The organism is Methylopila musalis (assembly GCF_042679725.1).
Taxonomy (GTDB): domain Bacteria; phylum Pseudomonadota; class Alphaproteobacteria; order Rhizobiales; family Methylopilaceae; genus Methylopila; species Methylopila musalis.
In genome coordinates this window covers 1-9,960 of sequence record NZ_JBHTMX010000106.1, presented here as the reverse complement: position 1 = coordinate 9,960, position 9,960 = coordinate 1, and the positions used below count along the sequence as shown (strand labels likewise).

Here is a 9,960-nt window from a genome sequence, read left to right as displayed (position 1 = left end):
GTCCGGCGCGGTGGCGGCGGCCACCAGCGAGGCGTAAGGCCCGCCGTCGGCGTCGACGGTCGCGAGCATGGCCCGGCGGCCGGAGCGGATCAGCGCCCGTGCGGCGGCGACGGGATCGAAGGCGGCGGCGCGGTCGGCGGTGGTCATGGGCGTCGGGGCTCCGGTCGAAAGCGGGTCCGGGAGGGAAACCGACGATCGGATCGCTTGACAAGGCGCCATGTTCGGGCGCGCCGTCACAATTAAGCCACGCCGCGCCGCTTCATGCGGGCGGGGTTTCAGGTTACAGGCGGGTCCATGCCCACGATCGCTCTGGTCGACGACGACCGCAACATCCTCACCTCCGTGTCCATCGCCCTCGAGGCGGAGGGCTACCGGATCCAGACCTACAACGACGGCGCCTCGGCCCTCGAAGGGCTCAAGGCGTCGCCGCCCGACCTCGCCATCTTCGACATCAAGATGCCGCGCATGGACGGGATGGAGCTGCTGCGGCGGCTGCGGCAGAAGTCCGAGCTGCCGGTGATCTTCCTCACCTCCAAGGATGAGGAGATCGACGAGCTGTTCGGCCTCAAGATGGGCGCGGACGACTTCATCCGGAAGCCGTTCTCCCAGCGGTTGCTGGTGGAGCGGGTCAAGGCCGTGCTGCGCCGGGCGGTGGCGCGCGAGGCCGCGGCCGCGGCGCCCGGAACCGCCGCCGGCAAGGGCCCGGACAGCAAGGCGCTGGAGCGCGGCTCGCTGATGATGGACCCCGAGCGCCACACCTGCACCTGGAAGGGCGAGGGCGTGACGCTGACCGTCACTGAGTTCCTTATTCTCCAGGCGCTCGCGCTGCGTCCCGGTGTGGTCAAGAGCCGCAACGCCCTGATGGACGCGGCCTATGACGATCAGGTCTATGTGGACGACCGCACCATCGACAGCCACATCAAGCGCCTGCGCAAGAAGTTCAAGGCGGTGGACGACGACTTCGACATGATCGAGACGCTGTACGGCGTCGGCTACCGCTTCAAGGAGGTCTGAAAAGACCGTTGAAACCTGTCTCAGGGCTCGATCGGCGTGTCCCGTCATGCCCGCCGAAGGCGGGTATCCACGATTTTGGACGCTCCAGCGCTTGCGGGTTTCAGTCGTGGACGCCCGAGACATGCTCGGGCATGACGTCGAGCTTGGACAACCGCATAAGGTCCGAGCGCGTGGGCCTTTACGGCCCGCACGCCCCGGTCGCGTGAGACGATGAGCGCAGACGCCGAACGCGCCGACGACCTGCCCCAGGCCGACGACGACGAAGCCGCGGCGCCCCGCACGCTGCGGGCGCGGGCGCGCGACGCGGTCCGTGCGCTGCGCGTGCTGGGCTTCTCCAGCCTCACGCGCCGCATCGTGGTGCTCAATCTGGCGGGCCTGCTCGCGCTCGCCTCCGGCATCCTCTACCTGAACCAGTTCCGCGCCGGCCTGATCGAGGCGCGGGTGCAGAGCCTGCTGATCCAGGGCGAGATCATCGCCGGCGCCATCGCCTCGTCGGCGACGGTCGAGACCAACCAGCTCTATGTGGATCCCGACAAGCTGCTGGAGCTGCAGCTCGGGGAAAGCGCCTCGCCCGGCGAGGAGGGGCTCCAGAGCCTCGAATTCCCCATCAATCCGGAGAGGGTGGCGCCGGTTCTGCGGCGGCTGGTGACGCCGACCCGCACCCGCGCCCGCATCTACGACCGGGACGGCGGCCTGCTGCTGGACAGCCGCTCGCTCTACGCCCGCGGCGACATCCTGCGCTTCGACTTGCCGGCCCCGAAGACGCGCGAGCCCAACCTCTTCGACGGGATGGTGCGCTCGGTGAAGTCGTGGTTCCGCCGCTCGGACCTGCCGCTTTACGCCGAGCTCGGCGCCTCGAACGGGCGCGGCTATCCGGAGGTGAACCGGGCGCTCGGCGGCGCGCCGGAAAGCGTGGTGCGGGTGAACGACGGTGGCGAGATCATCGTCTCGGTCGCGGTGCCGATCCAGCGCTTCCGGGCGGTGACGGGCGCGCTGCTGTTGTCGACCCAAGGGGGCGACATCGACGCCATCGTCCGGGCCGAGCGGCTGTCGATCGTGCGCTACTTCCTGGTGGCGGCGGCGGTGATGCTGGTGCTGTCCCTGCTGCTCGCGAGCACCATCGCCGGCCCGGTGCGCAAGCTCGCCGACGGCGCCGAACGGGTGCGGCGGGGCATCAAGCACCGGGAGGAGATCCCGGACTTCACCAACCGCTCCGATGAGATCGGCCATCTCTCCGGCGCGCTGCGGGACATGACCAACGCGCTCTACGCCCGCATCGCCGCGATCGAGAGCTTCGCCGCCGACGTAGCGCATGAGCTGAAGAACCCGCTGACCTCGCTCCGATCGGCCGTGGAGACGCTGCCGCTCGCCAAGTCGGACGACTCCCGCGCCCGTCTGCTCGGCGTGATCGAGCACGACGTGCGGCGGCTCGACCGGCTGATCAGCGACATCTCGGACGCGAGCCGCCTCGACGCCGAGCTGCAGCGGCAGGACGCGGAGCCGGTGGACGTGGTGAAGCTGCTGTCCACCGTGATCGACATGCAGAACAGCGTGCGCCGGGACGACGGCGTCACCGTCAGCCTGAAGGTGGCGGAGGCGGCGCAGGGCCGTGACGCCTATCTGGTGCTCGGCCACGACTCCCGCCTCGCCCAGGTGGTCACCAACCTGATCGACAACGCGCGCTCGTTCTCGCCCCGGGGCTCCAACGTCGCCGTGCGCTGCCGCCGGGGCCGCAGCGGGGTGGAGATCATCGTGGACGACGCGGGGCCCGGCATCCGCCCCGACGCCATGGAGAAGATCTTCGAGCGCTTCTACACCGACCGTCCCGAACAGGGCTTTGGGCAGAACTCGGGTCTCGGCCTGTCGATCTCGAAGCAGATCGTGGAGGCCCATGGCGGCGCGATCCGCGCCCAGAACCGCATGACCAAGCCGCCTGCCGGCGAGGAGCCCAAGGTGGTGGGCGCGCGCTTCGTGGTGCGCCTGCCGGCGGCGCTGGCGTGACGCCGTCGCCCACGGTCCACGCCACCTGCGTGGCGGTGGGGGCGGCGGGCGTGCTGATCCGGGGCGCGCCGGGCGCCGGCAAGTCCAGCCTCGCGCTGGCGCTGACCGACGCCGCGCTCCGGGACGGAAGTCATGCGGCGCTGGTGGCGGACGACAGGGTTCGGCTGGCGGCGGTCGGCGGCCGTCTGCTCGCGACCTGCCCGGACGCGCTCGCCGGCCTGATCGAGATTCACGGCGCGGGCGTGCGTGAGGCGCCCTATCTGCCGAATGTTATCGTTCGACTTTTGGTGAATATGGAGCCGTTTCCGGCCCGTATGCCGGACGACGGCGCGTCGTTCGACACCGTGGAGGGCGTGCGGCTTCCGCGACTTGCGGTCGCAGAACGGTCGCCGCTGGCCCCGGCTCTGGTGCGCCAGACGCTGGCGGAGAACGGTCACGCTTCCGATTGTGGCGCTTCCGCACTTGCGTTCGCGCCGCAACATGGAAAAGTAAGGTCTCCGGCGCGCTTCGCGCCGTGGTTCTAGCGCCGGACGCGCCGCAGGCATGCGCGCGTCGGCCGTGAGATCTGGAGCGCACGCGTTTGCGCGGAGAATGCATGATAGGCCTCGTACTGGTCACCCACGGGCGTCTGGCCTGTGAGTTCCGCGCCGCGCTGGAGCATGTGGTGGGTCGCCAGCCTCAGTTCGCGACCATCACCATCGAACCCGACGACGACATGGAGCTGCGCCGCGGCGACATACTCGCCGCCGTGCGCGAGGTGGACAGCGGCGACGGCGTCGCCGTGCTCACCGACATGTTCGGCGGCACGCCGTCGAACCTCGCCATCTCCTGCATGGAGGGGCGCCGGGTCGAGGTGATCGCGGGCATCAACCTGCCCATGCTGATCAAGCTCGCCAGCGTCCGGGCCGACCTGCCGCTGGACGCGGCGGTGGTTCAGGCGCAGGAAGCCGGGCGCAAGTACATCAACGTCGCGAGCCGGGTGCTCTCCGGCAAGTAGGCGGCCGCGGCCGGGCGATCCGGCGCGGCGGAACAGCGAACCTGCGGCAAGACAGGGACGGAGCGAGACCAATGGCGCAGGACGGCGTTTCCCGCGAGCTTCCCATCATCAACCGTCGCGGCCTGCACGCCCGGGCCTCGGCGAAGTTCGTCCAGACGGTGGAGCGGTTCAACGCCAACGTGCGCGTCAGCCGGTCCGGCGAGACGGTCAGCGGCGGTTCCATCATGGGGCTGATGATGCTGGCGGCGGCTCCCGGCACCACCATCATGGTGGAGGCGAGCGGCGCCGAGGCGGCGGAAGCGCTGGAGGCCATCGCCGCGCTGGTGGCGAACCGCTTCGGCGAAGAGGAATAGGACGCTCGGTCATGACAGCGGGGAGGGGACGGCCTCACGCCGTCATGCCCGAGCGCTACTCGGGCGTCCCCGACTGAAACGCTGACGATGTCGCCCGGCGGAACGTCGTGGCTGCCCGGCTGCGCCGGGCATACGGGCGTTTTATCGCGCGCTGTGGCCGTTCCTGAACAGACTCTACGGCCCGAAGATCGACCAGCCGGTGCGCTTCACCAGCATCTCCAGCGCCAGCCGGCCGAGATGGGAGTTGCCCGCGGCGTCGAGGCCCGGCGACCACACCGCGATCGAGGCCTTTCCGGGCGCCACCGCGATGATGCCGCCGCCGACCCCGCTCTTGCCCGGCAGGCCGACCCGGTAGGCGAAATCGCCCGAGCCGTCGTAATGGCCGCAGGTCAGCATGATGGCGTTGATGCGCCGCGCCCGCTCCCGCGTCACCACCGAGCGGCCCGTGGAGGGCTGCACGCCCGAATGGGCGAGGAAGCGGGTCGCCATGGCGAGCTGGCGGCAGCTCATGGCGATGGCGCAGTGGTGGTAGTAGACGCCGAGCGTGAAATCGACCGGGTTCTCGATCACCCCGAACGACTTCATGTAATTGGCGAGCGCGGCGTTGCGGAAGCCGGTGCGCTGCTCGGAGGCCGCCACCTTGTCGTCGATGGCGATGCCGTCGTCGTCGGCCAGGAACTGCATGAAGCGCAGGATCTCGCCCAGCGCCTCCCGCGGCTTGTGGCCGGACACGATCACGTCGGTGACCGCGATGGCGCCGGCGTTGATGAACGGGTTTCGCGGCACGCCGTTCTCGCGCTCGAGCTGGACGATGGAGTTGAACGGGCTTCCCGACGGCTCCCGCCCCACGCGCCGCCACAGCCGGTCGCCGACCTTGCCCAGCGCCAGCGTCAGGGTGAAGACCTTCGACACGCTCTGGATGGAGAACGGCGCGTCGCAGTCGCCGGCGGCGCTGACGCGGCCCTCGGCGTCGATCACGGCGAGCCCGAACTGGTTCGGGTCCACCCGCGCGAGCTCCGGGATGTAGCTCGCCACCTCGCCCCGGTCGGGACGCTCGCGCATCTCTTCGGCGATCTCGCGGACGATGGCGTCGAGGTCGGCCATGGGCGTCAGCCGGCCTTCGCGAGGCCGTCGGGCATGCCGGGCGCGGTCTGCCAGCCGAGATCGGGCAGCATCACGATGCGGGTGCCGCGCATGTCGGCGGCGCAGGCGAGGAAGCCGCGCTCCTCCATATAGGCCAGCAGCCGCCGCGCGCGGCCGGGCGAGCGGGTGCCGTAGGCGCGGGCGATCTCGCTGTCGGACGGGCAAGGGGCCTTCTGCAGCGCCGCCTTCGCGACCAGCAGGAACACGCCGCGCACGTCCTCGGGCAGGGCGGCGGCGACCAGCGTCGCCTGCTCCCAGTCGGAGGCCGCGACCGAGCCCTCGTCCACGCCGGCCTTGGCGATGGCGAGCTCGCGCCGGAAGCGCGGCAGGTCCGGCGGCTCGCCGGACAGCCGGGCGATGCGGCAGCGGACGAGGAAGTCCTGATAGAGCGTGGAGACCGGCTGAAAGCCCGCCTCGGGCTCGGCCATGATCGCCGTCATGATCTCGGCGATGGTCTTCTCGCGCTCGGCGTCGGCGAACAGGTCCACCGGCGCTTCCGGCGCGGCGGCGACCGCCGCTTCGCGGGAGCGGGCGAGCTGGGCCAGCACGTCCGCGGTGGAGGCGGTCGAGGCCGAGGCGCGCGGCAGGCTCTCGCCCTCGGACGGGCGGAAGATCAGGCCGGCCGCGTCCTCGGCGGGTTTTTCGGGCAGCGGCGTCAGCTTGGGCGAGCCGCCGCGGCCTTGCGTCTCCGCCGCGGCGATGCGGATCGATTCCGGCTTGCGGCCGATGGCGGGGCCGAGGCCGACGAAGGCGCCGCGGTCGAGGTTGCGGAACGCCTCCGCCTGCCGGCGCTCCATGCCGAGCAGGTCGGCGGCGCGCGCCATGTCGATGTCGAGGAAGGTGCGGCCCATGAGGAAGTTGGAGGCTTCCGCCGCCACGTTCTTGGCGAGCTTGGCGAGCCGCTGGGTGGCGATGACGCCGGCGAGCCCACGCTTGCGGCCGCGGCACATGAGGTTGGTCATCGCGGCCAGCGACTGGCGTCGGCTGTCCTCGTCGGCGTCGCCGGAGGCGGCGGGGGCGAACAGCTGCGCCTCGTCCACCACCACCAGCATCGGGTACCAGTGGTCGCGCTCGGCGTCGAACAGCCCGTTCAGGAACACGGCCGCCGCCCGCATCTGGCGGTCCATGTCGAGGCCTTCGAGGTTGAGCACCACCGACACCCGGTGGCGGCGCACCCGGTCGGCGATCAGGCTGAGGTCGCGCTCCACGCCGGCGGCGTCCACCACCACATGGCCGTAGGCGTCCGCGAGGGTGACGAAATCGCCCTCAGGGTCGATGACGCATTGCTGCACCCAGGGGGCGCTCTGCTCCATCAGCCGGCGCAGAAGATGCGATTTTCCCGAGCCCGAATTGCCCTGCACCAGCAGGCGCGTGGCGAGCAGCTCCTCGAGGTCGATCACGGCGCGCTGGCCGCTGGCGCGCGCGCCGATGTCCACGCTCACCGTCATTCGGCCGCGACTCACCCTCCGTGCGTCTTCAACGATCGCATAGGAACGGTTATCCGCCCCGGCGCGGGAGTCCAAGCGCCGCGGGCGTTGTCCCCAAGCGTTTCGATCCCGGCCGCGTCCGCCCGCCTCAGCGCACCACCACCCGCGCGCCCACCGGCGTGCGGGCGTAAAGGTCCTCGACGTCGAAATTGATCATGCGGATGCAGCCCGACGACATGGCCTGGCCGATGGTGTGGGGCTCGTTGGTGCCGTGGATGCGGAACAGCGTGTCGCGGCCGTTGCGATGCAGGTAGAGCGCGCGGGCGCCGAGCGGGTTCTCCGGCCCGCCGGCCATGCGCAGCGGCAGGTCCGGCCGGCGCTGCAGCATCTCGGGCGGCGGCACCCAGTCCGGCCATTCCTGCTTGGCGCCGACCACGGCCTCGCCGGTCCAGCCGAAGCCCTCGCGGCCGACGCCCACGCCGTAGCGCAGCGCCCGGCCGTTGGGCTCCACCAGGTAGAGATGCTTGGTGGCGGTGTCGATGACGATGGTGCCCGGCGCCTCGCCGGTCGGGTCCGACACCTCCTGCTTGCGATACTCGCTCGGCAGCGCGGAGGGGTAGCTGCGCGTCATGGCCGCGGCGATCGCGCCGCCGGACGACGTGTTCAGGCTGGACGAGGTCTCGCACCCGGCGAGAGCGAAGCACGCGGCGACGAGCGCCGCCACGACGGACAGGTTGACCGAACCCCGCATGAGACTGGACGCCGCTCCCGGACGGGCGGCTCCGCGAACCACGGCGCGCCCTGTGTTGTTCTTTGACGGTGCAGTAAAGAGGGCGCGGGCGTCCGCAGGCGAGAGGACTTTCGGCGGCCGGCGACTGAATTCGCAGCCGCTGTCACGCCGTCGCCACACTTCGCCCGGTCGGGGCGGTGTTCAAAGGTCAAGCGGCGGCCACGCCAAGCTCCGACGTCATGCGGCGGCTACTCCGCCTTGGGGTGGGGTGATGGCGTAGCCCTCCTCGTCATACTGGTTGAGCTTGTTGCGCAGCGTCCGGATCGAGATGCCGAGAATGTTGGCGGCGTGGGTGCGGTTGCCCTGGGTGTGGCCGAGCGTGTCGAGGATGAGGTCGCGCTCCACGTCCGCCACCGTGCGGCCGACAAAGCCGCGGGTGACGATCTCCGCCGTCTCCGCCGCGCGGGAGGCCGCGTCTCCGCCGCGCGCCGGCGCCATCGGCCCGCCGTCCGGGCTCAGAATGGCCTCGGGCCCGATCTCCGGTCCGCTCGCCAGCAGGACCGCGCGGTGCATGGTGTTTTCCAGCTCCCGCACGTTGCCGGGGAAGCGCCCGCGGGCGATCTGCATCCGCGCCTCGGGGGAGAGCGCGCGCACCGGCATGCCGTTGGCGAGGGCGTATTTCTTGCCGAAATGCGCCGCGAGTTCGAGGATGTCCGCCGGCCGCTCGCGCAGCGGCGGGATCTTCAGCGTCACCACGTTCAGGCGGTAGAGCAGATCCTCGCGGAAGGTGCCGCGCCGCACCTCGTCCGCCAGCACCCGATTCGAGGTGGCGATGACGCGGATGTCCACCGGCACCGGCTTCGCGCCGCCAACCCGGTCGATCACCCGCTCCTGCAGCGCGCGCAGCAGCTTGGCCTGCAGCCGCACGTCCATCTCCGAAATCTCGTCCAGCAGCAGCGTGCCGCCCGAGGCCTCCTCGAACTTGCCGATGCGCCGCGCCGAGGCGCCGGTGAAGGCGCCCTTCTCATGGCCGAACAGCTCGCTTTCCAGCAGCTGCTCCGGGATCGCGGCGCAGTTGACCGAGACGAACGGCTTGCTCGCCCGCGGCGATTTCTGATGGACGTGGCGGGCGAGCATCTCCTTGCCCGAGCCGCTTTCGCCGGTGATCAGCACGCTCGCGGAAGAGCCGGCGATCTGGGTCGCGAGCTGCACCACCGCGATCATGGCCGGGTCGCGGAACACCAGGTCGCGCTGGTCGTCGGCGACCGCCGCCAGCACCGCCGCGATCAGCTCCGGGTCCGGCGGCAGCGGGATGTACTCCTTGGCGCCGGACTGGATCGCCGCGACCGCGGCGCGGGCGTCGTTGTCCACGCCGCAGGCGACCACCGGCACATGGAAGCGGTCCGCCTCCAGCGCGACGATCAGCTCCCGCACGTCGAGCGCCACGTCGACCATGATCAGGTCGGCGCCGCGGCCGGCGCGCAGGGTGCGCATGGCCTGCTCCACGGTTTCGGCGTGGGTCACGGCGGCGCCGCGGTCCATGGCGATCCGGGTCGCGGCGGTGAGCTGGCCCTTGAGCTGGCCGACGATGGTGAGCCGCATTGGGTTCTCCTGTCGCTCAGGCGCGGTCGGGCTTGATGATTTCGGTCATCGTCACGCCCAACCGCTCTTCGACCAGCACCACTTCGCCGCGGGCGACGAGCCGGTCGTTCACATAGATGTCGATCGCCTCGCCGACCTTGCGGTCGAGTTCGAGGATCGAGCCGGGTTTCAGCCGCAGCAGTTCGCCCACGTCGACCCGGGAGCGGCCGAGCACCGCGGAGACCGAGACGGGCACGTCGAACACGGCCTCGAGGTCGGAGGCGCCGCGGGGCTCGCCGGAGGGGTCCGGGCGGGCGCCGGGCTTGTCCACCATGTCGAGGTCGCCGGCGCCGAGGTCCGGAAGGGGCACGTCCTTGCTGGTCATGTGGCGTTTCCTTCCGGGCCGCCGTCGTCGGCGGCGAAATGACGGGCGATGACGGTCTCGATCGCGGCGGCGACGGCGGCGGCGTCGCGCACCACGCCGCCGTCGGCCCATTCGAGGCGCGCGTCGCCCACGGCGACCTCCGGGTCGCCCAGCACGATCAGGCGGCCGGCGAAGCCGCGGGTCTGGGCGATGGCGGTCAGTTCGGTCTTCACGGCCTCGACCATGGCGGGCGCGACGCGCACCGCCACGTGGGGCGCCTGCCTCAGCTCCGCGAAACAGGCCTCGGCCGCGGCGGCGATCTCCGCCATGGGCGCGCGCGCCATGGCGGC

The 9,960-nt window shown here is 71.1% G+C and carries 10 protein-coding genes and 1 pseudogene; 5 read left to right on the top strand and 6 right to left on the bottom strand.

Going from position 1 to position 9,960, the window contains the following annotated elements; translation table 11 throughout:
- The first annotated feature begins 294 nt into the window (after positions 1-294).
- From ACFQ4O_RS11560 to ACFQ4O_RS11540, 5 genes are all read left to right on the top strand, one after another.
- Positions 295-1,014, top strand: a complete 720-nt coding sequence (locus tag ACFQ4O_RS11560) for a response regulator transcription factor (RefSeq protein ID WP_378775843.1) — start codon at positions 295-297, stop codon at positions 1,012-1,014.
- 210 nt (positions 1,015-1,224) lie between these two features.
- Entirely contained in the window at positions 1,225-3,015 is a 1,791-nt protein-coding gene (locus tag ACFQ4O_RS11555; protein ID WP_378775842.1) for a stimulus-sensing domain-containing protein, read from the top strand.
- The gene (locus ACFQ4O_RS11550; protein WP_378775841.1) at positions 3,012-3,539 is read left to right on the top strand and encodes an HPr kinase/phosphorylase; all 528 of its coding nucleotides are present in this window, start codon (positions 3,012-3,014) and stop codon (positions 3,537-3,539) included. The genes ACFQ4O_RS11555 and ACFQ4O_RS11550 overlap by 4 nt, the downstream gene beginning before the upstream one ends.
- Before the next feature lie 71 nt (positions 3,540-3,610).
- Positions 3,611-4,012, top strand: a complete 402-nt coding sequence (locus tag ACFQ4O_RS11545; protein ID WP_271204262.1) for a PTS sugar transporter subunit IIA — start codon at positions 3,611-3,613, stop codon at positions 4,010-4,012.
- 71 nt (positions 4,013-4,083) lie between these two features.
- Complete coding sequence (locus ACFQ4O_RS11540) at positions 4,084-4,365, top strand: HPr family phosphocarrier protein (RefSeq protein ID WP_378775840.1); 282 nt, start codon at positions 4,084-4,086, stop codon at positions 4,363-4,365.
- A 174-nt stretch (positions 4,366-4,539) separates the two neighbouring features.
- Here the strand turns inward: ACFQ4O_RS11540 and ACFQ4O_RS11535 are convergent, their stop codons facing one another.
- The 6 genes and pseudogenes from ACFQ4O_RS11535 to ACFQ4O_RS11510 all read right to left on the bottom strand — a co-directional run.
- Positions 4,540-5,469, bottom strand: coding sequence for a glutaminase (locus ACFQ4O_RS11535; protein WP_378775839.1), 930 nt, complete (start codon positions 5,467-5,469; stop codon positions 4,540-4,542).
- A gap of 5 nt (positions 5,470-5,474) precedes the next feature.
- Complete coding sequence (locus ACFQ4O_RS11530; protein ID WP_378775838.1) at positions 5,475-6,956, bottom strand: helicase HerA domain-containing protein; 1,482 nt, start codon at positions 6,954-6,956, stop codon at positions 5,475-5,477.
- Positions 6,957-7,083: 127 nt separating this feature from the next.
- Entirely contained in the window at positions 7,084-7,686 is a 603-nt protein-coding gene (locus tag ACFQ4O_RS11525; protein ID WP_378775837.1) for a L,D-transpeptidase, read from the bottom strand.
- Between the two features lie 216 nt (positions 7,687-7,902).
- Positions 7,903-9,267 carry a sigma-54-dependent transcriptional regulator FlbD gene (gene flbD, locus ACFQ4O_RS11520; protein WP_378775836.1) on the bottom strand — a complete coding sequence of 455 codons (1,365 nt, stop codon included), beginning with the start codon at positions 9,265-9,267 and terminating at the stop codon, positions 7,903-7,905.
- A gap of 16 nt (positions 9,268-9,283) precedes the next feature.
- Positions 9,284-9,631: a flagellar motor switch protein FliN gene (gene fliN, locus ACFQ4O_RS11515; RefSeq protein WP_378775835.1), complete on the bottom strand. Its 348-nt coding sequence runs from the start codon at positions 9,629-9,631 to the stop codon at positions 9,284-9,286.
- Positions 9,628-9,960: pseudogene (locus ACFQ4O_RS11510) on the bottom strand (FliH/SctL family protein); the annotation flags it as partial. The pseudogene ACFQ4O_RS11510 and the gene fliN, both read right to left, overlap by 4 nt.

Coding starts and splice junctions, on each gene's coding strand:
- ACFQ4O_RS11560 (WP_378775843.1), top strand. CDS start 295: ATGCCCACGATCGCTCTGGTCGACGACGACCGCAACATCCTCACCTCC.
- ACFQ4O_RS11540 (WP_378775840.1), top strand. CDS start 4,084: ATGGCGCAGGACGGCGTTTCCCGCGAGCTTCCCATCATCAACCGTCGC.
- ACFQ4O_RS11535 (WP_378775839.1), bottom strand. CDS start 5,469: ATGGCCGACCTCGACGCCATCGTCCGCGAGATCGCCGAAGAGATGCGC.
- ACFQ4O_RS11530 (WP_378775838.1), bottom strand. CDS start 6,956: ATGACGGTGAGCGTGGACATCGGCGCGCGCGCCAGCGGCCAGCGCGCC.
- ACFQ4O_RS11555 (WP_378775842.1), top strand. CDS start 1,225: ATGAGCGCAGACGCCGAACGCGCCGACGACCTGCCCCAGGCCGACGAC.
- fliN (WP_378775835.1), bottom strand. CDS start 9,631: ATGACCAGCAAGGACGTGCCCCTTCCGGACCTCGGCGCCGGCGACCTC.
- flbD (WP_378775836.1), bottom strand. CDS start 9,267: ATGCGGCTCACCATCGTCGGCCAGCTCAAGGGCCAGCTCACCGCCGCG.
- ACFQ4O_RS11525 (WP_378775837.1), bottom strand. CDS start 7,686: ATGCGGGGTTCGGTCAACCTGTCCGTCGTGGCGGCGCTCGTCGCCGCG.
- ACFQ4O_RS11545 (WP_271204262.1), top strand. CDS start 3,611: ATGATAGGCCTCGTACTGGTCACCCACGGGCGTCTGGCCTGTGAGTTC.